Here is a 23,344-nt window from a genome sequence, read left to right as displayed (position 1 = left end):
AGAAGTCGAAAGAAGAGGTCGCGCGTGTCAGGTCGTATTCCTCCGGTTCTGCGCCCCGAGCATCCTCGCCCCCGACCGCTCGACGCGCTCGCGCGCGACGTGTCGAGCATCGAGGTCCGCGGCGAACCCGCCGGGGTGTCCGTCACGGGCATCACGCTGTCGACCAGCGACCTGCACGCCGGCGACCTGTACGTGGGGGTGCGCGGGCAGCACCGACACGGCGCCGAGTTCGCCGCCGACGCGATCGCCCAGGGCGCCGTCGCCGTCCTGACCGACGAAGAGGGCGCCGCCCTCGTCGGCGCCGCGAGCGTTCCGGTTCTCGTGGTCGAGCATCCGCGCAGCCGCCTCGGTGAGCTGAGCGCCTGGGTGTACGAAACCGCCGAGAACCCGGCCGTGCTTTACGGCATCACCGGCACCAACGGAAAGACATCGAGCGTGTACCTGATGAAGGGCATGCTGACGCAGCTCGGCGAGACGGCCGGGCTCACCTCCACGGCCGAGCGTCAGATCGGTGAGTTGACCGTCGTGAGCCGCCTGACGACCCCCGAGGCGACCGAGATGCACGCGTTGCTCGCCCGCATGCGCGAGGCCGGCGTCACCTCGGTCGCCGTGGAGGTCAGCGCGCAGGCGCTCAGCCGCCACCGCGTCGACGGCATCGTGCACGACGTCGCCGGCTTCACTAATCTCAGCCACGACCACCTCGACGACTACGCCGACATGGAGGAGTACTTCGCCGCGAAGCTGCCGCTCTTCCAGCCAGACCGCGCGAAGCGAGCCGTGATCTGCCTCGACTCGCCCTGGGGCGAGCGGGTCGTCGCATCGGCCGGCATCCCGACCGTGACGATCACCTCACGCGACGACGTCGAGGCCGACTGGCGCGTCGTCGTCACCGAGGAGACACCGCAGTACACGGCCTTCACGCTCACGGCGACAGACGGGCGGATGCTCGCCACGAGCATCCCGATCATTGGCCGCCACATGGCGGCGAACGCCGGCCTCGTCATCGTCATGCTGCTCGAGGGCGGGCACGACTTCGCGCGCCTCAGCGAGGTGCTCGCGACCGGCGTCGAGGCCTACCTTCCCGGCCGCACCGAGCGCGTGTCGGGCGACCGTGGGCCAACCATCTATGTCGACTTCGGCCACAGCGCCGACGCGTTCGAGAACACCCTCGCGGCGGTTCGCCGGCTCACGACGGGCCGCACCATCATGGTCTTCGGCGCCGACGGCGACCGCGACGCGACCAAGCGCCACGAGATGGCGCGGGTCGCCGCCGAGGGCTGCGACGTGCTCGTCATCACCGACCATCACCCGCGGTTCGAAGACCCCGCGTCGATTCGCGCGACGCTCCTGGAGGGCGCGGCCCTGGCCGAGAACCAGCCGGACGAGATTCACGAGGTGAGCCCGCCCGAAGAGGCCATCCGGGTCGCCGTGAACCTCGCGCGCGAGGGCGACTCGATCCTGTGGGCCGGGCCCGGCCACCAGGACTACCGCGACATCGAGGGCGTGCGCACCCCGTACTCGGCGCGCGATGAGGCCCGTGCCGCTCTTCGCGAGGCGGGGTGGGCGTGATGGCGCTGACCGTCGACGATGTGATCGTGTCGCGCGCCGGCACCCTCGTGCACCTGCGCCACGGCGACCAGCGCGCCGAGGTGCTCATCGACGCGCTCGGCGAGACGGCCGTCGATTCCGCCATTCAGGCGATGGATGCGCGCCTCGCCGCCGGCGCGACGCTCGCCGACGCGCTCGGCGCGGCCACGAGCATCCGCGATGTTCCTCGTCGGTGCGCGCGCGTCGCCGCACCCGGCGAGCTGCTGGTCCTGGACGATCGTGACGCCGTGACGGCCGCCGAGGTGCGCCGCTCGCTGCAGGTGCTGGCGGGCCTCACGCGGGGCACGTCGGCCCGGTCGTTTGCGGTCGTCGGTGAGCTCGACACCGAGCCGGCCGACTGGTTCGAGGCGCACGATGCGCTCGGCCGCATCGTGGTGCGTCTTGACGTCTCCCAGCTCGTCGTGATCGGCCACGGCGCGCGTCACCTGCACAACGCGGCGGGGCTCGAGGGGTCGTGGGATGGGGAGTCGCTCCTCGTCGACACGGTCGATGAGGCCTACGCTGGCCTTCGTGACAGAGTTCGCGCCGGAGACATCGTGCTGGTGACCGGGGGAGGGCGCACCGACCTCGGCCCGCTCGTCGACCGGCTGATCGGAGCCGCCGCGTGATCGCCCTGCTGTTTTCCGGCGCCTTCGCGCTCGCCTTCACCCTGTTCACGACCCCGCTGTTCGTGCGCCTGTTCAAGCGCATCGAGTGGGGCCAGTTCATTCGGGAGGATGGGCCGCAGACCCACCACACGAAGCGCGGCACACCCACGATGGGCGGCATCATCGTCGTGCTCGGCGCTGGCCTCGGCTACGTCTTCGGCCACCTCGTCGCCGGTGAGCCGTTCACGCTGAGCGGGCTACTCGTGCTGGGCATCTTCGTGGGACTCGCCGTCGTCGGCTTCATCGACGACTACTCCAAGGTGCGCAACCAGCGCAGCCTCGGCCTCGGCGGCTGGGCGAAGATCGCCGGACAGGTCATCGTTGCTACCGCCTTCGCCCTCGTCGCCATCAACTTCCCCGACCGCCAGGGCCTGACCCCCGCGTCGACACAGATCTCCGCCGTGCGCGACATCGCGTGGCTCGACTTCGCCACCTTCGGCTCGATCGGCGCGATGATCCTCTTCGCCATCTGGGTGAACATCATCGTCGTCAGCACGTCGAACGCGGTCAACGTCGCCGACGGGCTGGACGGTCTGGCCACCGGCGCCTCGATCCTCTCGGTCGTCGGCTACATCATCATCGCGTTCTGGCAGTTCAACCAGTCGTGCTCGAACGCCGGGCTCGACCCCGCTGTCGCATTCAAGTGCTACGACGTGCGCGACTCCCTCGACCTCGCGATCGTCGCCGCCGCGATCGCCGCGAGTCTCATCGGGTTCCTCTGGTGGAACACCTCTCCCGCCCAGATCTTCATGGGCGACACGGGCTCGCTCGCCATCGGCGGAGCGCTGGCCGCCCTCGCGATCCTCACCCACACGCAGCTGCTGCTGATCCTGATGGGCGGCCTGTTCCTCATCGTCACCGGTTCGGTGATTGTGCAGCGCGCCTACTTCAAGATCACGGGCGGCAAACGCATCTTCCTCATGAGCCCGCTACACCACCACTTCGAGCTGAAGGGCTGGGCCGAGGTCACCGTCGTCGTGCGGTTCTGGCTCATCGGCGGCCTCTTCGTCGCCGTCGGCGTGGGGCTGTTCTACCTCGAATGGATTAGCGCCTGATGGCCGCGCCGCTCGACGAGTTGACGAGCTGGAGCGCCGACTGGCGGGGGTTACGTGTCGTCGTGCTTGGCCTCGGCGTCACCGGCTTCGCCGCCGCCGACACCCTCGCCGAACTCGGAGCCCGCGTGACGGTCGCCGCGCGCACGCCCGATGCCGAGCGGGCGCGCATCCTGCCGGTCATCGGCGTCGACCTGGTCGAACTCACCGGCGACGACGCGAGCGACGGGGATGCCGTGCTCGCCCTCGACGCGGAGCTCGCGATCGTCTCGCCCGGCTTCCGCCCCGACCAGCCGCTGATCCGCGCCATCCAGGATGCGGGCATCCCGATCTGGGGCGACATCGAGCTGGCGTGGCGGGTGCGCGACAAGGTGGAGCCCGCTGGCGAGTGGATTCTCATCACCGGCACGAACGGAAAGACCACGACGACGCAGCTCACCGCGACGATGCTCCGTGAAGGAGGCCTGCGCGCGGCCCCCTGCGGCAACATCGGGGTGCCGGTGCTTGATGCGGTGCGCGACCCCGCGGGCTTCGACGCACTCGTCGTCGAGCTGTCGAGCTTCCAGCTGCACTGGCTGCCGGCCGCCGGGCCTGGCGCGCTCGTGCCGCTCGCGAGCACGTGCTTGAACCTCGCCGAAGACCACTACGACTGGCACGGATCGGCAGTGGCCTACCGTGACGCGAAGGCGAAGGTGTACGAGAACACGCGCGTCGCCTGCGTCTACAACCGCCGCGACGAGGCGACCATGCGAATGGTCGAGGAGGCCGACGTCATCGAAGGGTGCCGCGCAATCGGCTTCGGTTCAGACACGCCGGGGCCGAGCGACATCGGCGTTGTCGATGGCCTGCTCGTCGACCGCGCGTTCCTTGCCGAGCGCCACACGAGCGCCCTGGAGCTGGCATCGCTCGCCGACCTGGCGCAGGCGGGCCTGCAGACCCCGCACGGCCTGGCGAACGTGCTGGCCGCCGCGGCCCTCGCCCGAGCGGTGGGGGTCGAGCCGACCGCCGTACGCGAGGGCTTGCGCGCCTTCCGCGTCGACGCGCACCGCACCGAAGTCGTCGCTGCAGCCGACGACATCGTCTGGGTCGATGACTCGAAGGCGACGAACGCACACGCCGCCGCCTCCGCGCTGGCCGCCTACCGCTCGGTCGTCTGGATCGCCGGCGGGCTCGCGAAGGGCGTCGACCTGGCACCCCTCGTCGCTGCCCACGCTGCTCGCCTGCGCGCGGCCGTGCTCATTGGCGATGATCGCTCAGCGCTGCGGGAGGCGTTCTCCCGACACGCCCCCCACCTGACGGTGCTCGAGGTGACCGCCGGGGAGACTGACGGGGTGATGCCGGAAGCCGTCCGGCTCGCAGCCCAGGTCGCCGAAGCGGGCGACACGGTGCTGCTGGCGCCGGCCGCGGCATCCATGGACCAGTTCACCGACTATGCCGACCGCGGACGACGCTTTGCCGAGGCGGTCCGACGTCACACGGAGGGAGGACCGGATGACGAGCATCCGACCCCCTCGTCCGACGCCCGCTGAGCCGGCCGGGCGGCCGCCTGTCGCGGTCGTTGCCGTGCGCAAGCTGTTCGGCACCGACAACGGCGACGCGATCCTGCTGCTTGGCGTGACGATCTTCCTCGTGCTGTTTGGGCTCGTCATGGTGCTGTCCGCCTCGTTCGTGATCTCGGGCCGCGGCGGAAACGGCGACTTCTTCGGTATTTTTCTGCGTCAGGGTCTGTTCGCCCTCGTCGGCATCCCCGTGATGCTGATGGTCGGTCGACTGCCCGCCGTCTTTTGGCGACGCTGGGCGCGGCACTTCGTCATCCTGGGAGTGGGGCTGCAAGCCCTCGTGGTCTTCACGCCGCTGGGCTACGAGTACGGCGGTAACCGCAACTGGCTCTATATCGGCGGCTTCACGGCGCAACCATCCGAGTTCTTGAAGCTTGCGCTGGCGGTGTGGCTCGCCGCCGTGCTCGCCGAGAAGGCCGACGGCCTCCGCAGCTGGCACGACGTCATCTTCCCGGCCCTGCCGCTATCGTTCTTCAGCATCGGCATGGTGCTGATCGGTGACGATCTCGGCACCGCCGGCGTGATGCTCGCGATGGTGTTGGGCGCGCTGTACTTCGCCGGCGCGCCTCTCGGCAAACTCATTGTGCTCGTCTCGGGCATCGCCGCCGCGGCCATCGCGTTCGCGTTCTCGAGCCCCTCACGCTCCAGCCGCATCACGGTCTGGATCGACGGCTGCCGGCCGGAAGACTACGAGGGCGTCTGCTGGCAGGTCGTGCACGGCACGTGGGCACTCGGCTCCGGCGGCCTGTTCGGCGTCGGGCTCGGAAACTCATCGGCCAAGTGGTCGTGGTTACCGCACGCCGAGAGCGACTTCATCTTCGCCATCATCGGCGAGGAGCTCGGGCTCGTGGGCGCGCTCGTCGTGCTCGCTGTCTTCGTCGCGCTCGCGATCGCCTTCGTGCGTCTCGTGCGCACCCAGGCCGACCCCTTCCGACGCATCGCCATTGGAGCGATCATGACGTGGCTCGTCGTGCAGTCGTTCGTCAACATCGCCGTGGTGCTCGGCATGCTGCCCGTCCTCGGCGTGCCACTGCCCTTCATCTCAGCCGGCGGCTCCTCGCTCGTCGCCACCCTGCTCGCCGTGGGCGTCGTCCTGTCGCTCGCGCGCAACTCACCCCTCACGGAGACTGCACGGTGACATCCGTTCTGCTCGCTGGCGGAGGCACCGCCGGCCACGTCAACCCCCTGCTCGCCGTCGCCGACGCGTGGCGCGATGACGAACCCGGCGTGACGATCGGCGTGCTGGGCACGGCGGAAGGGCTCGAAGCGCGCCTCGTGCCGGCGCGCGGCTATGAACTGCTGACGATCCCGCGCGTGCCGTTTCCGCGACGTCCGAACGGAGCCGCCGTCCGATTCCCGGCTCGCTTCCGAGACGCGGTGCGCCGCACGCGGCAGATTCTGCGCGAGCGCGAGATCGACGTCGTCGTGGGTTTCGGGGGGTACGCCGCTGCGCCCGCGTACGTCGCCGCCCGCGCCGAGCGCATCCCCTTCGTCGTGCACGAGGCGAATGCGCGTCCTGGTATCGCGAACAGGCTCGGGGCGTGGCTCGGGGGAGTGATCGCGACGACCTTCCCGGGAACCCCTCTGCGCCGAGCGCAGGTCGTCGGCATGCCGCTACGGGCAGAGATCGTGGCTCTCGATCGACGGGCTGAACGGCCCCGCGCTCTCGCTGCCTTCGGACTCGACGCCAGTCGCCCCGTTCTGCTCGTGACGGGAGGCTCGACCGGCGCGAAGCGGCTGAACGAAACCGTGTCCGCGTCGATCGTGCCGCTGCTCGGCGCCGGCTGGCAGGTGTTGCACATCACCGGCACCGGCCGCGGCGGCACCGACCCCGGGCTCGAGGGCTACCGCGTGATCGAGTACTGCGACGAGATGCACCTCGCGCTGGCCGCCGCCGATCTCGTGGTGTGCCGCTCGGGGGCCGCGACCGTGACGGAGCTCGCGGCGGTGGGCCTCGCCTCCGTGCTGGTGCCGTATCCGGTCGGTAACGGCGAGCAGAAGCTCAACGCCGCCGAGCTCATCGAGGCGGGCGCGGCGATCCTCGTCGATGACGCTGCCTTCACACCCGAGTGGGTCACAGAAACCCTCATTCCGCTGCTCACCGGGCGGGCCGAGATCGCCCGCATGACGGCCGCTGCGGCCACGGTCGCGCGCCCCGACGCCGCTCTCGCGCTCGTGGGCCTCGCACGCGAAGCCGTCGCGGCACAGCGCGTAGGGTGATGGCCGATGATCGCACCTGACCTCGACCTCGTTCTGCCCGACGAACTCGGGTCCCTGCACTTCGTCGGCATCGGCGGCAGCGGCATGAGCGGCATCGCCCGCATGATGCACGCTCGCGGCCATCGAGTGACCGGCAGCGACCGCGCCGAGTCGCCGACGGTCGAGGCCCTGCGTCGCGAGGGGATCCCGGTCGCGATCGGGCACGACGCTGCCCACATCGACGCTGCCGAGGCACTCGTCGTCACCGGGGCACTGTGGCAAGACAACCCCGAATACCAGGCGGCGCTCGAGCGGGGTATCCCCGTCTTGCACCGGGCGAACGCGCTCGCGTGGCTGGTGCGCGGCGAGCGGCTCGTCGCGGTCGCGGGCGCGCACGGCAAGTCGACGTCGACCGGCATGGCCGTTGAGGCTCTGCGGTACCTCGGCCACGATCCGTCCTTCGTGAACGGAGCGGTCATCCAGTCGGCGGGCACCTCGTCGGCCTGGGGCGAGGGCGAGCTGTTCGTGATCGAGGCCGACGAGTCCGACGGCTCGTTCCTGCTTTACGACACGGCGATCGCGCTCATCACCAACATCGATTCCGATCACCTCGACCACTACGGCAGTGCGGAGGGTATCGAGGAGGCCTTTTTCCGTTTCGCCTCCCGGGTGCGGGAAACGGTCGTGCTGTCCGCCGATGACGAGGCCACCCGCCGCCTCGCTGACCGGATGCACGCTGACCGTGCCGGCGGACACCCCGGCCCGCGGGTGGTGACCTTCGGCGGGGCGGCCGACGCGGACGTGCGTCTGACCGAGATCGGCGCGGAGGGCCCGGTCAGCTTCACGGTCGAGCGTGGCGGCATGTCCGCGTCCGGTCGCCTCGCGGTGCCTGGACGCCACAACGCGGTCAACGCTGCGGGCGTGGTCGCCCTGCTGAGCGTGCTCGATATGCCGCTCGCCGCTGCCGTCGCCGCCCTGGATGGGTTCGCCGGTACGCAGCGCCGCTTCGAGAGCCACGGTGAGGCGGACGGCGTGCGCCTCTACGACGATTACGCGCACCACCCGGCCGAGGTCGCCGCGGCTCTGCAGACCGCACGCAGTGTGGTGGGCGCCGGGCGGGTCATCGCGGTGCACCAGCCCCACCTGTACAGCCGCACGCAGGCCATGGCGAGCGAGTTCGCCGCCGTCTACGAGTCCGGAGCCGACCATACGGTGGTGCTCGACGTGTACGGCGCGCGCGAAGACCCGATCCCCGGTGTGACCGGAGCGCTCGTCGCCGACGCGTTCGACGACGACGCGCACGTGTCGTACCGCCCCGACTGGGACGACGCCGCCCGCCGCGTCGCCGAGATCGCCGAGCCCGGCGACATCGTCATGACTCTCAGTTGCGGTGACGTGTACCGCATCATCCCGCAGTTGCGGGATGCGCTGGATGGCCGGATACGGCCGTGAAACGCCCCGAGGGCATCGCTGGTCCGCCGCCGCCGCCCGGGCGATCCCCCGCTCGCCCGAGTTCCGCTCCGCCGGTGGCGGACACGCCGAAGGCGGCCCCCCAGTCGCCGAAACCGTCGGAGCCCACCGCGCGCGAGCTTCGGCGCTCCGCTGCCCGAGCCCGCCGCGAGGCTCGCGCTCTGGAACGGCAGGCCGGCCGCGACCGGCGTCGCGCCGAGCGCGGCGAGGTGCGGCGCTTCACCCGCCACTCGCGCCGCCGGCGCGCCGTGGTCATCGGCATCGTCACGTCGTTCAGCGCCCTGCTCGCCGGAGTCATCGCGGTCACCTTCAGCCCGCTCATGTCTCTGGCAACCATCGACGTCACCGGTACGCAGCGGCTCGATGCCGCCGAGGTCACCGCCGCACTCGATGAGCATCTCGGCACGCCGTTGGCCTTCGTTGCCGACTCCGCGATCGGGGACGACTTGGCGCAGTTCGCACTGATCCGGTCGTACTCGACCGAGATCGTGCCGCCCAACACCCTCATCGTCCGCATCGTCGAGCGCGCTCCGATCGGCGCCGTCGAGGCGCCGGCCGGTCTCGAGCTGGTGGATGCGGCCGGGGTCGTCGTCGAGACGGTGGACGCCGTCCCCGAGGGGCTGCCGCTCATCCAGCTGGCGAGCGGGGAGGCGGGGGAGCGGGCGTTCGCATCCGTTGCTGACGTGTTGATCAGCATCCCCCGGGAGGTCGCGGCTCGGGTCGAGACGGTGACGGCGACGACGCGGGACGATGTGACGTTCGAGTTGCGCGGGAGCGGCCACGTGGTGATGTGGGGCGATGCGGAGCGCTCGGCGCAAAAAGCGCGCGTGCTCGATGCCGCTATTGCGGCGACCGATCAGGGCACGCGGTGGGTGTATGACGTGTCGGCGCCCGACAGCCTCGTCGTGCGCGACGCGAACGGATGACACGACACGCGCGCAGCCTGAGCCGCCGGAGGGGGCAACGGTCGTACCGTTCGTGGTGATCAGCAGTTGAGGATACCTTACACCTCAGGTAGAGGTTGAAGGTTAAACGGAGGCCGACGTGACCACGAACCAGAACTACCTCGCCGTCATCAAGGTGGTTGGCATCGGCGGCGGCGGCGTCAACGCCGTCAACCGCATGATCGAACTCGGATTGCGCGGGGTCGAATTCATCGCCATCAACACGGATGCGCAGGCGCTGCTCATGAGCGACGCCGACGTCAAACTCGACGTCGGTCGCGAACTCACCCGAGGCCTCGGCGCCGGGGCCGACCCCGAGGTCGGGCGCCGGGCCGCCGAAGACCATGCGGAGGAAATCGAGGAAGCGCTCGCGGGCGCTGACATGGTCTTCGTCACCGCGGGTGAGGGCGGCGGCACCGGAACCGGTGGCGCACCCGTCGTGGCCCGCATCGCCAAGTCGATCGGCGCCCTCACGATCGGTGTCGTGACAAAGCCGTTCTCCTTCGAGGGAAAGCGCCGGCAGGCGCAGGCCGAAGACGGTGTCGGCTCGCTGAAGAACGAGGTCGACACCCTGATCGTCGTGCCGAACGACCGGCTGCTCGAGATCAGCGACCGCGGCATCAGCATGCTCGAGGCCTTCGCGACCGCCGACCAGGTGTTGCTCGCCGGTGTGCAGGGCATCACCGACCTCATCACGACTCCTGGCCTCATCAACCTCGACTTCGCCGACGTCAAGAGCGTCATGCAGGGCGCGGGGAGCGCCCTCATGGGCATCGGGTCGAGCAGGGGAGCCGACCGGGCGATCAAAGCCGCCGAACTCGCCGTCGCGAGCCCGCTCCTCGAGGCGAGCATCGACGGAGCGCACGGCGTGCTGCTGTCGATCCAAGGTGGGTCGAACCTCGGAATCTTCGAAATCAACGACGCGGCCCGCCTCGTGCAGGAGGCCGTGCATCCCGAGGCCAACATCATTTTCGGCGCCGTGATCGACGACACGCTCGGCGACGAGGTGCGCGTGACCGTCATCGCCGCCGGGTTCGACGGCGGTGAGCCCCAGGCGATCCGCACCGATCGGCGCTCCAGCTTCCTGGCGGCCGAGGGGAGTGAGTCGGAGGCCCCGCAGGCCGGAATGGATGAGACCGGCGAGACGTGGACCACGGGCGATGCGCTCGGCGCCACGGCCCCGATCGATCCGCTCGACGCGGCCGCCGTCGAGGTCGACGACGATCTCGACGTGCCCGAATTCCTGCGTTAGTCGCCGTGGACACGCCGGGGGAGCTGGCGCAGCGCGTCGAGAACGTGTTGGGTCGCGTCGCCGATGCGTGTCGCGATGCGGACCGTCGCCCCGATGAGGTCACGGTGATCGCAGTCACCAAGTTCCACCCCGCGTCGCTTATTCGTCAGTTCGTTCGCCTCGGCATCCATCACGTCGGCGAGAACCGGCACCAGGACGCGGCCCCGAAGGCCGCGGAGCTCGCCGACGAACCTCTGACGTGGCATTTCGTCGGGCAGCTGCAGTCGAACAAGGCGCGCGCCGTGCTCGGGTACTCCCGCATCATTCACTCGGTCGACCGCTCGTCGCTGGTCTCCGCGTTGGCGAAGGCTGACACGCCGTGCGAGGTGTTCCTCGAGGTGAACCTCACCGACGATCCCGCCCGTGGCGGTGTGGCGCCCGACGCGCTGGAAGCGCTGACCGAGAGCGTGCTCGAGCGCCCGACGCTGCGACTCGCAGGCGTTATGGCCGTCGCCCCGATCGATGAGGTTCCGCGCGCGGCGTTCGCGCGGTTGCGGCTGCTGTCCGAGCGGGTGCGCCGCATCGCTCCGGATGCCCGAGCGATTTCTGCAGGGATGTCCGGCGACTTCCCGGACGCGATCGCCGAGGGCGCGACACACCTTCGCATCGGCACCGCAATCACCGGCAAACGGCCGCTCGCCCCCTAACCTCGTGAACACACGGACGACGAAGGATCAGTCATGAGCAACCCGCTGCGCAAGACCATGGTGTACCTCGGCCTCGCCGACGAAGAGGCGCGCTACGAGGACGCCCCGATGACCCCGGCGCCGGCGCCCGCCTCGCCCGCCGCCGCTCCGACCGCCAGCGCGCCCCAAAAGGCGCCCGTGACCCCGCTGCGCCGTGCCGCCTCGTCGCGTCCCGCCGCGGCAACCCCCGACATGAACGAAATCCTCACCGTCCACCCCCGTCACTACAAAGACGCCGCGGTCATTGCCGAGAGCTTCCGCGAGGGCATCCCCGTCATCATCAACCTGACGCAGATGACCGAGTCGGAGGCGCGTCGACTGGTCGACTTCGCGAGCGGACTCTCGCAGGGCCTGTACGGGAAGATCGAGCGCGTCACGGCGAAAGTGTTCCTGCTGTCGCCCGCGCACGTGGCGGTCAGCGGCGAGTCGGCCGAGCCTGACAGCGACGTCGACGCGTCATTCGTCGCCCGCGACTGACACCGCTTCTCAGCGACACCTGAGACACTAGAGACGTGCAACTGCTTGTCACGATCGTTCTCAGCGTTCTCTACTTCGCGCTCCTGATCGTCTTCATCGCGCTGTGGGCGCGGTTCATCATCGACTGGGTGCAGGTGTTGAATCGCGGATGGCGCCCGCGCGGTCCCATGGTGGTCGTCGCTGAACTCAGCTACACGATCACCGACCCGCCGATTCGCACGGTACGCAAGGTTGTTCCGCCGCTGCGGCTCGGCAGTATCCAGCTGGATTTGGCGTTCATGATCGTCTTGTTCGTCGTCTGGATTCTGATGAATCTCGTACGCCCCTGACAAACTGTTCACCGGGCGCCCAGCCGGATGTACGCTGAATGTCGCAGATGTGACGGGTGTGACGCTCTGTTGCTAGCGTTACCCCACCGTTATTCAATTGCTCCAGAAAGTTCGAGGTGACGATCATGGCCCTGACGCCCGAAGACGTCGTCAACAAGCGTTTCCAGTCCACGAAGTTCCGGGAAGGCTACGACCAGGACGAGGTCGACGACTTCCTCGACGAGATCGTGGTCGAGCTGCGTCGCCTGAACCAAGAGAACGAAGAGCTTCGCCAGCGACTCGTCGCGGCCGACGCCCGCATCGCCGAGGCGCAGCGCAGCGCCGCCTCCGCTCCCGCGCCGGCTTCCGCCCCGGCTCCCGCCGTCGCATCGGCGCCGGCCGCGCCCGAGACGCTCGCCGCGCCCGTGGCCGCAGCACCCGCCGCAGAAGAGACGCAGAGCCAGGCCGACATCGAATCGACCAACACGGCCAACCTGCTGCAGCTTGCCCGCCGTCTGCACGAGGAGCACGTGCGCGAGGGCATGGCGAAGCGCGACGAGCTGATCGCCGAGGGCCAGGCGGAAGCCGATCGCGTTCTCTCCGAGAGCCGCGCCGAGGCCGAGCGCCTCGTCAGCGAGGCCGAGGGTCAGCAGCGCGCCGTCGTTGAATCGCTCGCCGCCGAGAAGGCCACCCTCGAGCAGCAGGTCGAGCAGCTGCGCACGTTTGAGCGTGAATACCGTCAGCAGCTGCGCTCGTACATCGAGTCGCAGTTGGCCGACCTCGACGGCTCGGCGCAGCCCCAGGGCGGCAGCACGCCGTCCGGGTCGGTCGAGCAGCAGCCCGCGGGCCACGACGATCAGCCCGCGTGGGGCCAGCAGCCCGCCGAGCAGCCGTACGGCTCCGCTCCGGGTTCGGCACCCGCCTACGGCCAGCCCGGCTCCGCCCCGGCGTTCGGCCAGCCCGGCTCCGCGCCCGGCTCCGCGCCCGGATCGGCTCCCGTGTACCCGGGTCAGCAGAACCCGCAGTACCCGGGCTACGGCAACTGAGCACCGCAGCATCCCGTCGGGGACGGGCGTCATCGTGACCGAGTCACGGTCGATGCCCGTCCCCGACGGCCGTTCCGGCGAGCGTGTCGACGTCGCCCTCTCCAAGCTGCTGGGTTTCTCCCGCACGCTGGCCGCTGAGATCGCCGACGCGTCAGGGGTGAGCCTCGATGGTCGCACCGTCGGCAAGGCCGACCGGGTGTCGGCCGGCCAGTGGCTCGAGGTCACCTGGCAGCCGAAAGAAGAGCCGAGCATCCAGCCGGTCACCGTCGAGAACCTGCGCATCGTGCACGATGATGACGAACTCGTCGTTATCGACAAGCCGGTCGGGGTCGCTGCTCACCCGAGCGTCGGGTGGGATGGCCCCACGGTGCTGGGTGCGCTCGCGGGGGCAGGATTCCGCATCGCCACGTCGGGGCCGACCGAGCGCGCGGGGATCGTGCACCGGTTGGATGCCGGCACGAGCGGGCTCATGGTCGTCGCGAAGTCCGAGAACGCCTACCGTGAGCTGAAACGCCAGTTCCACGACCGGGAGGTCGGAAAGATCTACCACGCGGTCGTGCAGGGGCACCCCGACCCGTTCTCCGGCACCATCGATGCCCCAATCGGCCGGCATCCCGGCTCGGCGTGGAAGTTCGCCGTCGTCGCGGGTGGCAAGCCCTCAGTCACCCACTACGACACGCTCGAAGCGTTCCCGGCCGCAACGCTCCTCGAGGTGCACCTCGAGACGGGGCGCACGCACCAGATCCGTGTGCACATGGCCGCCCAGCGGCACCCCTGCGTGGGCGACGCGATGTATGGCGCCGACCCGACACTGAGCGCGAAGCTCGGGCTCACGCGTCAGTGGCTACACGCGATGCGGCTCGCGATCACCCATCCGGGAAGCGGCGAGCGCGTCGAATTCGCGTCGGTGTACCCCGACGACCTGCAGCACGCGCTCGACGTGCTCCGCGCATCCTGACACCCCTCGCGACACGCCGGGCGGTGCGCGCGGCTCGACCTAAACTGGTCATCCGCCCACGCCATTGACGGAGGTTCCGTGAGTTCTGACTCGTTCGTTCACCTGCATGTGCACAGCGAGTACTCCATGCTCGATGGGGCAGCGCGCGTGGGGCCGCTGATCGACGAGGCGGTGGCCCAGGGCATGCCCGCCATCGCGGTGACCGACCACGGCAACATGTTCGGCGCCTTCGATTTTTGGCGCACCGCCACCGAGGCCGGCATCAAGCCGATCATCGGCACAGAGGCCTACCTCACGCCTGGCACGCACCGCACCGACAAGACCCGCGTGAAGTGGGGCGGCGGCGGTGAAGACGATGTGTCGGGTGCCGGTGCCTACACGCACATCACGATGGTTGCGCAGTCGACGACGGGCCTGCACAACCTCTTCCGGATGTCGTCACTCGCCTCTATCGAGGGCTACTACTTCAAGCCCCGCATGGACCGCGAGCTGCTCAGCCGCTACAGCGAGGGCGTGATCGCGACGACCGGATGCCCGAGCGGCGAGGTGCAGACGCGCCTGCGGCTCGGCCAGTACGACAAGGCGGTCGAGGCAGCGGCCGAGTTCCGCGACATTTTCGGCAAAGAGAACTATTTCGCCGAGATCATGGACCACGGCCTCGGCATCGAGCGCCGCATCATGAGCGACCTGATTCGCCTCGCGAAAGAGCTTGACCTGCCGCTCGTTGCCACGAACGACCTGCACTACACGCACCCCGGCGACGCCAGCTCGCACGCGGCGCTCCTGTGCGTGCAGTCGGGCTCGACGCTCGACGACCCGAACCGCTTCAAGTTTGACGCCGACGAGTTCTACCTCAAGTCGGCCCGCGAGATGCGCGAGCTGTTCCGCGATCATCCTGAAGCGTGCGACAACACTCTGCTCATCGCCGAGCGCGTTGACACCCAGTTCGACACGAACGCCAACTACATGCCGCGTTTCCCCGTCCCCGAGGGCCAGACGGAAGACAGCTGGTTCATCAAGGAGGTCTGGGCCGGGCTGGAACGCCGGTACCCGAACGGCATCAGCGATCGGGTGAAGGCGCAGGCTGAGTACGAGATCGGCGTCATTACCCAGATGGGCTTCTCGGGGTACTTCCTCGTCGTCGCCGACTTCATCAACTGGTCGAAAGACAACGGCATCCGCGTCGGCCCTGGCCGTGGTTCGGGTGCCGGCTCGATGGCCGCCTACGCCATGCGCATCACCGATCTCGACCCGCTCGAGCACGGTCTGATCTTCGAGCGCTTCCTGAATCCCGACCGCGTCTCGATGCCCGACTTCGACGTCGACTTCGACGACCGTCGCCGCGGCGAGGTGATCCGCTACGTCACCGACAAGTACGGCGACGAGCGTGTCGCCCAGATCGTCACGTACGGCACGATCAAGGCCAAGCAGGCGCTGAAGGATTCCTCTCGCGTCCTCGGCTTCCCCTTCGGCATGGGGGAGAAGCTCACGAAGGCGATGCCGCCGTCTGTCATGGGCAAAGACATGCCCCTGTCGGGCATGTACGACAAGGACCACCCGCGCTACAAGGAGGCGAACGACTTCCGCGCCGTGATCGACACCGATCCGGATGCTCGGCGCGTCTTCGACACGGCGCTCGGCCTCGAGAATCTGAAGCGCCAGTGGGGCGTTCACGCGGCCGGCGTCATCATGTCGAGCGAGCCGCTCATCGACATCATCCCGATCATGAAGCGCGAGCAGGACGGCCAGATCGTCACGCAGTTCGACTACCCCGCGTGTGAGTCGCTCGGCCTGATCAAGATGGACTTCCTGGGGCTGCGCAACCTCACCATCATCGATGACGCGCTCGACAATATCCGCGCGAACCGGGGCACCGAGCTGGTGCTCGAAGACCTGACGCTGGATGACCCCGCCGCCTACGAGCTGCTGGCCCGGGGCGACACCCTCGGGGTCTTCCAGCTTGACGGCGGCCCCATGCGCTCGCTGTTGCGCATGATGAAACCTGACAACTTCGAAGACATCTCCGCCGTACTCGCGCTGTACCGTCCGGGGCCGATGGGCGCCGACAGCCACACCAACTACGCCCTCCGCAAGAACGGTCGTCAGCCGATCACGCCGATCCATCCCGAGCTGGCCGAGCCGCTCGAAGAGGTGCTCGGCACGACCTACGGCCTCATCGTCTACCAAGAGCAGGTCATGGCGATCGCCCAGAAGCTCGCCGGCTACACACTCGCCCAAGCCGACCTGCTGCGCCGCGCCATGGGTAAGAAGAAGAAGTCGGAGCTCGACAAGCAGTACGAGGGCTTCCAGGCGGGCATGGCCGCGAACGGCTACTCGCCCGAGGCGACGAAGACGTTGTGGGACATCCTCCTGCCCTTCTCGGACTACGCGTTTAACAAGGCGCACTCGGCCGCCTACGGTGTCGTGTCCTACTGGACCGCCTACCTGAAGGCGCACTACCCGGCCGAGTACATGGCTGCTCTGCTGACGAGCGTCGGCGACTCGAAAGACAAGATGGCGGTGTACCTGAACGAGTGCCGCCGCATGGGCATCACCGTTCTGCCGCCCGACGTCAACGAGTCCATCGAGTACTTCGCCGCCGTCGGCGACGACATCCGCTTCGGGCTCGGCGCCGTGCGCAACGTCGGCCACAACGTCGTCGAGGGCATCCGTCAGGCTCGCGACGAGAAGGGCCGCTTCACCGGCTTCCACGACTTTCTGAAGAAGGTGCCGACGCCGGTTGCGAACAAGCGCGCGATCGAGTCGCTCATCAAGTCCGGAGCATTTGACTCCCTCGGCGACACTCGCCGCGCGCTCATGGAGATCCACGAGGGCGCCGTCGAATCCGCGGTGAAAGACAAACGAGCTGAAGACAAGGGCGACATCGGCTTCGACTTCGACAGCCTGTTCGACGAGGGGGAGGCGACGGCCGCCACCGTCCCGGCACGGCCGGAGTGGGCGAAGAAAGACAAGCTGGCCTTCGAGCGCGAGATGCTCGGCCTGTATGTCTCCGACCATCCCCTCGCGGGACTCGAGAGCGCGCTGGCCAAGCACGCCGGTGTCGGCATCGCGGAGCTCAACGACAACCCTCCCGACGACGGCGAGAAGGTCACCGTCGCGGGGCTCATCACCAGCGTCCAGCACCGCGTCGCCCGGCAGTCGGGCAACCCCTACGGAATGATCACGCTCGAAGACTTCGGCGGGGAACTCACCGTCATGTTCCTCGGCAAGTCGTACCAAGAGTTCGCTCAGGGGCTCGTCGCCGACACCATCGTGGTGGTCACGGGTCGCGTCAACCACCGCGACGACGGCATCACGCTGCAGGCCAACATGCTGCGCACGCCCGACTTCGGGGTGAGCACCGATTCCGGTCCGATCGTGCTGTCGGTGCGCGAACAGCGCGCGACCGTCGACGTCGTCGCGGAGCTGGACGCCGTGCTGAATCGGCACCGCGGCTCCACCGAGGTGCGACTGCGTCTCGTGCGCGACGACACCGCGCGCGTCTTCGAGCTGCCCCACCGCATCGACACGACGGCGGGGTTCTTCGGCGAGGTGAAGAGCCTGCTCGGCCCGCGCGCGCTCGCCTAACGCAGCGGAGCGCCGAGGGCGCGGTACGCGCGCTCGTGGTAGGTCAGCGGCTCGTCGGGGGCTCCGAGTGCGCCCTCGGTGATCTGCACGGCAATCATGGCGTTGTCGGCAACGGGCGTGCGGGCGACGATCCCTCCGACCATCCACGCGGGCACGTCGCGAATAATCGGCAACCCGTGCGGCCCTGGCTCCCAGTGGTCGCCGTCGAACCGCTTCGCGTTGTCCCCGGCCAGGATCTGCGCCACACCGAACTGCCGCTCCCCGAGGATGTGAATCGCGACGTGCTCCGTCTGCTCAATCGCGGGCCAACTGCTCGCCGTGCGCGCCATGTTGAAGGTTGCGAGCGGCGGGTTCGCGGCGAGGGAGGCGAGAGACGTGGCGGTGAATCCGACCGGGCGACCCTCCGGGGTCACGGCAGTGATGATCGCCACCCCCGCCGCGTGGCGTCGAAACGCCTGCGCGAACGCGTCGAAGCCGGATGCATCGGGAGCTTGGGGAGTGGCCACGTTGTCAGTCAACCGTATTGCCGCCCGGGTATTCCCGAGGTGGCCGCTCAGTACGATGGGGGAGCCATGATCCAAACCATTGACCTGCGCGGTCGTCGCCTCACGGACGCCGAGCTGCTGACCCTCGTTCCGCGGTCCGCGTCGAGCGTTGCCTCCGCCGTCGACGCGGTGGAGGCGATCATCGCCGACGTCCGTCAGCGCGGTGCGGACGCGCTGCTCGAGCAGGCCGAGCGCTTCGATCGGGTCCGTCCCACGAGCATCCGAGTGTCGGCCGACGACATCGCGCGCGCCGAGCGGGACCTCGACCCCGCCGTCCGCTCGGCGCTGCTCACTGCGATCGAGCGCGTTCGGCGCGGCACGGCGGCGCAGGTTCCGCCGGAGGTACGCACCGAGATCGCCCCCGGGGCAACGATCGTTCAACGCTGGCGCCCCGTCGACCGCGTTGGGCTGTATGTGCCCGGCGGCAAGGCGGTCTACCCGTCGAGCGTCGTGATGAACGTCCTGGCCGCGCAGGGCGCGGGCGTCGCGTCGATCGCCCTCGCCTCCCCGCCGCAGGAAGCGTTCGGCGGCTCAGTGCATCCCACGATCCTCGCGGCCGCGTCGCTGCTCGGCATCGACGAGGTGTACGCGATGGGCGGCGCTGGCGCAATCGGCGCACTCGCCTACGGCGTTCCCGGTTTCGGCCTCGAGCCGGTTCAGGTCATCACCGGCCCCGGCAACCTCTTCGTGGCGACCGCCAAGCGCGCGGTCACCGGCGTCGTCGGCATCGACTCGGAGGCCGGCCCCACCGAGATCCTGATTATCGCCGACGAGACGGCGCGGGCCGACCTCGTCGTGGCTGACCTGCTCAGTCAGGCCGAACACGATGAGCTGGCGAGCGCCGTGCTCGTGACGACGAGCTCATCGCTCGCCGACGCGGTCGCGGCCGCCCTGCCCGCCGCCGCGGACGCGACCCCGCACGCTGCCCGGGTCACGACGGCACTGCGGGGCCAGCAGTCGGCGATCGTCATCGTCGACGACCTGGCCGTCGCATGCCGATTTTCTGACGCCTACGCGCCCGAACACCTCGAGCTGCACGTCGCCGATCCGCACGCACTGCTCCCCGCGCTCAGCCACGCGGGTGCCATCTTCGTCGGCGCTCACACACCCGTAAGCCTGGGTGATTACGCCGCGGGGTCGAACCACGTGTTGCCGACCGGCGGCCAGGCGCGGTTCTCGGCGGGACTCGGCGCCTACACGTTCCTGCGCGCCCAGCAGGTGGTCGAGTACACCCGCGGTGCCCTGCGCGCCGTCGCTGACGACGTCGTGTCGCTCGCCCACGCCGAAGAGCTGCCCGCGCACGGTGCCGCGATCACCGCGCGCTTCTCGGGGCCCGACGCCACGCTCGACTAGGCTCACACACCATGCACTGCCCCTTCTGCCGGTACTCCGACAGCCGCGTCGTCGACTCCCGCACAAGTGACGACGGGCTCGCGATTCGCCGCCGCCGGCAGTGCCCCGAGTGCGGTCGCCGCTTCTCCACCACCGAGACTGCGTCGCTGTCGGTCGTCAAGCGCTCGGGTGTCGCCGAGCCCTTTTCCCGCGACAAGATCGTCGCGGGGGTGCGCAAGGCGTGCCAGGGTCGCCCGGTCACCGACGGCGACCTCGCCCAGCTTGCTCAGCGCGTCGAGGAGAACCTCCGCGCGACCGGTGCCTCCCAGCTCGACGCCAACGACATCGGCCTGGCGATCCTGCCGGAGTTGCGTCAGCTCGACGAGGTCGCCTACTTGCGCTTTGCAAGCGTGTACCAGGCGTTCGACAACCTCGACGACTTCGAGGCGGCGATCGCCCAATTGCGCAGCGAAGACGCCGATCGAGCGACGAACGTCGACTGATGGGCGCGTACGACGTTCTCTTCCGCTCCGTCCTCAGTCGCATGGACCCGGAGCGCGCCCACCACCTGGCCGCGAGCGTCATCCGCGCCATCCCGCGCCTTGGCCTGACCCGCCTGGTGCGCGTCGCAACCCGTCCGCCGGCATCCCTCGCCGTTGACACGCTGGGCCTGCACGTCGAATCGCCGTGGGGAATGGCGGCCGGCTTCGACAAAGACGCCGAGCTGATTCGCGGACTCTGGGCGCTGGGCTTTGGCCACGTCGAGGTGGGGACCGTGACGGCGATCCCGCAGGACGGAAACCCGAAGCCGCGACTGTTCCGCCTAATCGCCGACCGCGCGGTGATCAACCGGATGGGATTCAACAACAGGGGAGCGGCGGCGGCCGCTGGCCGTGTCGCGCGTGAGCGAGCGCGCCGCGAGCGTCCCATCATCGGTGCCAACATCGGCAAATCCCGTGTCGTCGAGGTCGCCGACGCGATCGATGATTACCGGCAGAGCGCGCGGCTCATGGCGCCGGTCGCCGACTACCTGGCGGTGAACGTGTCGTCGCCGAATACTCCGGGGCTTCGCGGCCTCCAAGAGGACGGACTGCTCGGCCCGCTGATGGATGCCGTGCTCGAGGAGGCGGGAACCACTCCCGTTCTCGTGAAGATCGCCCCCGATCTCGACGATGAAGCCGTCGAGGGCGTCGCGCGGCTCGCCGTCGCGAAGGGTCTCGCCGGCATCATTGCGACCAACACCACGATTCGCCGTGACGGTCTCGTCAGCGACCCGCAGCGTGTGGAAGCGGCCGGTGCGGGCGGTCTCAGCGGCGCCCCGGTGCGCGCGCGCTCACTTGAGGTGCTGCGCGTCATTCGTGCGGCCGTGCCCGCCGACTACTGCGTCATCTCGGTCGGTGGCATCGAGACCGCCGACGACGCGCGCGAGCGGCTCGAGGCGGGCGCCACGCTCATTCAGGGATACACAGGCTTCCTGTACCGGGGGCCGGGCTGGGCGCGCCAGATCCTGCGCGGTCTTGCCCGCGCATCCGCCCGCCCGACCAGCTAGACCGGGTACTCGCCGCGCTTGACCTGCGGCTTCGGCAGCCGCAGCACGCGCAGCTGCAGCGCGCGCATGCCGGCGTACCAGCCGACGCCCTTCTCGACCTTGTCCTCCCCGAACTTCTTGCGCAGGCGGCGCTTGACGAGATAGCCGAGCAGGATGCTGTCGATGATCGCGACGAGGAAGAAGCCCCACAGCGAAATGATCGCGATGAACTGCGCGTCAACGCTCGGCAGGAACGTGGCGATGATCACGAGGAACATCACCGGGATCATGAACTCGCCGAAGCTCGTGCGCGCGTCCACGTAGTCGCGCACATAGCGCCGCTGCGGACCGCGGTCGCGCTGGGGAAGGTAGCGCTCCTCGCCGCGGGCGAGCCCCTCGCGGGCACGCTCGCGCGCCTCGGCCATGCGCTGACGGTTCTCGACGCGAGCGCGCTTGCGGTCGTCAGGAACGAGCGGGCGCTTGCGTGCCGCCTCGCGCTCCTTCCGCGTCGGAGTCGGGCGACCCTTCTTGCCGGTCGATGCTGCCTCCGCCTCGGCACGGGCGTCAGCGGACGCCTGCTCGGCGGCGCTCGGGATGCTGCTGGCGTCGTTCCTGCGGGCCACGGCGGCTCGTCCTTCCGTTGAATCCAAGACCACTAGGGTACCGGCATGACCCGTGACGACCGGCCCGCCCCGACCGCCCCCACGACCCTCGCCGCACTCGCCGATGCCGTGCGCGACCGGATGCCGCAGACGATCGCCGAGCTATCGGAGCTCGTGCGCATCCCCTCGGTGTCATGGGACGGTTTTGATCCGGCCCACGTTGCCGCCTCCGCCGAGGCCGTCGCCCAGCTGCTCCGGGGGCTCGGCGTGTTCGACCGCGTCGACATCGTCAGCGCTCCGATTCCCGGCACCGACCACACCGGGCAGCCCGCGGTGCTCGCCCGGCGCGAGCCGAAGAACGGCCGGCCGACGGTGCTGCTGTACGCCCACCACGACGTGCAGCCCCCGGGCGATGACGCCCTGTGGCAGTCGCCGCCGTTCGAGCCGACCGTGCGCGGTGACCGCCTGTACGGGCGCGGCGCCGCCGACGACAAGGCCGGCGTGATCGCCCATGTTGCCGCGATTCGCGCCCTGATCGACACGGTCGGCGATCCCGACGTCGGCATCGTCGTCTTCATCGAGGGGGAGGAGGAGTTCGGTTCGCGGTCCTTCCGCGCCCTCCTGGACGCCCACCGCGAGACGCTCGCCGCTGACGTGATCGTTGTCGCCGACAGCGACAACTGGACGACCGAGATCCCCTCGCTCACGATCGGGCTGCGCGGCAATGCCGCTTTCACGCTCACCATCTCGACACTCGCGCACGCGTCGCATTCCGGGATGCTCGGGGGAGCGGCGCCGGACGCCATGCTCGCTGCCGTACGCCTGCTTGCCACCCTCCACGACGAGGATGGGTCGGTCGCCGTTGCTGGCCTGACGAGCCATGAGCAGGAGGTGCCTGCCGACGACCTCGAGCGCTTCCGCCACGAGGCGGGCCTGCTCGAGGGGGTCTCTCCGATTGGCCGCGGCGCACTGCTGCACCGCGTCTGGGCGCAGCCGGCGATCACGGTCACCGGAATTGACGCCCCGAGCGTGCAGAACGCGTCCAACACGCTGCAGCCGAGCGTCTCCGTGAAGATCAGTGCGCGGGTGGCGCCCGGTCAGAGCGCGGCCGAGGCTTTCGAGGCGATCCGCGATCACCTCCTCGCTCACGCGCCGTTTGGGGCGCACCTCGAGTTCGGCCAGGTTGATCTCGGCAACCCGTTCCTCGTTGACACAAGTGGCTGGGGCGCGGATGAGGCGCTGCAGGCCATGCGTGATGCCTGGGGTGCCGAGCCGCAGTTGACCGGCGTCGGCGGCTCGATCCCGTTCATCGCCGACCTTGCCGAGGTGTTCCCCGACGCACACGTGCTGGTGACCGGTGTGGAAGACCCCGAGTCGCGCGCGCACAGCCCGAACGAGTCGCTGCACCTGGGCGTGCTGCGCCGCGCCATCCTCACGGAGGCCGTGCTCCTCGCGCGGCTGTCCGAGCGTGCCCCGGCGACCGACGTACACTGAGTGTGCAGTC

Annotated in this window: 21 protein-coding genes; 19 read left to right on the top strand and 2 right to left on the bottom strand. The window is 69.3% G+C overall.

From position 1 onward, the window contains the following. Positions 1-24 precede the first annotated feature (24 nt). From EV140_RS02635 to dnaE, 15 genes are all read left to right on the top strand, one after another. Positions 25-1,569 carry a Mur ligase family protein gene (locus tag EV140_RS02635; RefSeq protein ID WP_130280742.1) on the top strand — a complete coding sequence of 515 codons (1,545 nt, stop codon included), beginning with the start codon at positions 25-27 and terminating at the stop codon, positions 1,567-1,569. Then, positions 1,569-2,216: a glutamate ligase domain-containing protein gene (locus tag EV140_RS02630; protein ID WP_130280740.1), complete on the top strand. Its 648-nt coding sequence runs from the start codon at positions 1,569-1,571 to the stop codon at positions 2,214-2,216. Before EV140_RS02635 ends, EV140_RS02630 begins: the two co-directional genes overlap by 1 nt. Further along, on the top strand, positions 2,213-3,310 hold the full coding sequence (mraY, locus tag EV140_RS02625) for a phospho-N-acetylmuramoyl-pentapeptide-transferase (RefSeq protein ID WP_130280738.1): 1,098 nt from the start codon (positions 2,213-2,215) through the stop codon (positions 3,308-3,310). The genes EV140_RS02630 and mraY overlap by 4 nt, the downstream gene beginning before the upstream one ends. Continuing rightward, a complete protein-coding gene (murD, locus tag EV140_RS02620; protein ID WP_130280736.1) occupies positions 3,310-4,836 on the top strand; it encodes a UDP-N-acetylmuramoyl-L-alanine--D-glutamate ligase in 1,527 nt (508 codons plus the stop codon). The genes mraY and murD overlap by 1 nt, the downstream gene beginning before the upstream one ends. Then, entirely contained in the window at positions 4,799-6,004 is a 1,206-nt protein-coding gene (gene ftsW, locus EV140_RS02615; protein WP_130280734.1) for a putative lipid II flippase FtsW, read from the top strand. The genes murD and ftsW overlap by 38 nt, the downstream gene beginning before the upstream one ends. After that, positions 6,001-7,086: an undecaprenyldiphospho-muramoylpentapeptide beta-N-acetylglucosaminyltransferase gene (gene murG, locus EV140_RS02610; protein ID WP_130280732.1), complete on the top strand. Its 1,086-nt coding sequence runs from the start codon at positions 6,001-6,003 to the stop codon at positions 7,084-7,086. Before ftsW ends, murG begins: the two co-directional genes overlap by 4 nt. Positions 7,087-7,092: 6 nt before the next feature. After that, positions 7,093-8,517: a UDP-N-acetylmuramate--L-alanine ligase gene (gene murC / locus EV140_RS02605; protein ID WP_130280730.1), complete on the top strand. Its 1,425-nt coding sequence runs from the start codon at positions 7,093-7,095 to the stop codon at positions 8,515-8,517. 74 nt (positions 8,518-8,591) lie between these two features. Continuing rightward, entirely contained in the window at positions 8,592-9,461 is an 870-nt protein-coding gene (locus EV140_RS02600) for an FtsQ-type POTRA domain-containing protein (protein ID WP_130280728.1), read from the top strand. 118 nt (positions 9,462-9,579) lie between these two features. Then, complete coding sequence (ftsZ, locus tag EV140_RS02595) at positions 9,580-10,731, top strand: cell division protein FtsZ (protein ID WP_130280726.1); 1,152 nt, start codon at positions 9,580-9,582, stop codon at positions 10,729-10,731. A gap of 5 nt (positions 10,732-10,736) precedes the next feature. Beyond that, positions 10,737-11,417, top strand: coding sequence for a YggS family pyridoxal phosphate-dependent enzyme (locus tag EV140_RS02590; RefSeq protein ID WP_241971256.1), 681 nt, complete (start codon positions 10,737-10,739; stop codon positions 11,415-11,417). Between the two features lie 33 nt (positions 11,418-11,450). After that, positions 11,451-11,933, top strand: a complete 483-nt coding sequence (locus EV140_RS02585) for a cell division protein SepF (protein ID WP_096421276.1) — start codon at positions 11,451-11,453, stop codon at positions 11,931-11,933. A 35-nt stretch (positions 11,934-11,968) separates the two neighbouring features. Then, complete coding sequence (locus tag EV140_RS02580) at positions 11,969-12,262, top strand: YggT family protein (RefSeq protein ID WP_096421277.1); 294 nt, start codon at positions 11,969-11,971, stop codon at positions 12,260-12,262. Positions 12,263-12,387: 125 nt separating this feature from the next. Beyond that, positions 12,388-13,287, top strand: a complete 900-nt coding sequence (locus EV140_RS02575) for a DivIVA domain-containing protein (protein WP_130280724.1) — start codon at positions 12,388-12,390, stop codon at positions 13,285-13,287. Between the two features lie 52 nt (positions 13,288-13,339). Further along, on the top strand, positions 13,340-14,245 hold the full coding sequence (locus EV140_RS02570; protein WP_130281059.1) for an RluA family pseudouridine synthase: 906 nt from the start codon (positions 13,340-13,342) through the stop codon (positions 14,243-14,245). Between the two features lie 126 nt (positions 14,246-14,371). After that, positions 14,372-17,833: a DNA polymerase III subunit alpha gene (gene dnaE / locus EV140_RS02565; RefSeq protein ID WP_241971273.1), complete on the top strand. Its 3,462-nt coding sequence runs from the start codon at positions 14,372-14,374 to the stop codon at positions 17,831-17,833. On the opposite strand, the gene EV140_RS02560 is transcribed toward dnaE, so the two are convergent. After that, entirely contained in the window at positions 17,830-18,339 is a 510-nt protein-coding gene (locus EV140_RS02560; RefSeq protein ID WP_241971255.1) for a flavin reductase family protein, read from the bottom strand. The genes dnaE and EV140_RS02560 overlap by 4 nt on opposite strands. A gap of 66 nt (positions 18,340-18,405) precedes the next feature. On the opposite strand from EV140_RS02560, the gene hisD reads away from it, so the two are divergent. From hisD to EV140_RS02545, 3 genes are read left to right on the top strand one after another with little or no spacing between them, the layout of a single operon-like run. Continuing rightward, positions 18,406-19,731, top strand: coding sequence for a histidinol dehydrogenase (gene hisD / locus EV140_RS02555; protein WP_130280718.1), 1,326 nt, complete (start codon positions 18,406-18,408; stop codon positions 19,729-19,731). Between the two features lie 11 nt (positions 19,732-19,742). Continuing rightward, entirely contained in the window at positions 19,743-20,213 is a 471-nt protein-coding gene (gene nrdR, locus EV140_RS02550; protein ID WP_130280716.1) for a transcriptional regulator NrdR, read from the top strand. Continuing rightward, positions 20,213-21,259, top strand: coding sequence for a quinone-dependent dihydroorotate dehydrogenase (locus EV140_RS02545; RefSeq protein ID WP_130280714.1), 1,047 nt, complete (start codon positions 20,213-20,215; stop codon positions 21,257-21,259). The genes nrdR and EV140_RS02545 overlap by 1 nt, the downstream gene beginning before the upstream one ends. Here the strand turns inward: EV140_RS02545 and EV140_RS02540 are convergent. After that, positions 21,256-21,861: a DUF3043 domain-containing protein gene (locus EV140_RS02540; RefSeq protein WP_241971254.1), complete on the bottom strand. Its 606-nt coding sequence runs from the start codon at positions 21,859-21,861 to the stop codon at positions 21,256-21,258. The two genes, EV140_RS02545 and EV140_RS02540, sit on opposite strands and share 4 nt — an antisense overlap. A 45-nt stretch (positions 21,862-21,906) precedes the next feature. On the opposite strand from EV140_RS02540, the gene EV140_RS02535 reads away from it, so the two are divergent. Further along, a complete protein-coding gene (locus EV140_RS02535) occupies positions 21,907-23,334 on the top strand; it encodes a dipeptidase (protein WP_130280712.1) in 1,428 nt (475 codons plus the stop codon). Positions 23,335-23,344 lie beyond the last annotated feature (10 nt).

The sequence above is a fragment of the Microcella alkaliphila genome, from assembly GCF_004216855.1.
GTDB classification, from domain to species: domain Bacteria; phylum Actinomycetota; class Actinomycetes; order Actinomycetales; family Microbacteriaceae; genus Microcella; species Microcella alkaliphila.
This window is presented reverse-complemented; position numbering and strand designations above follow the sequence as displayed.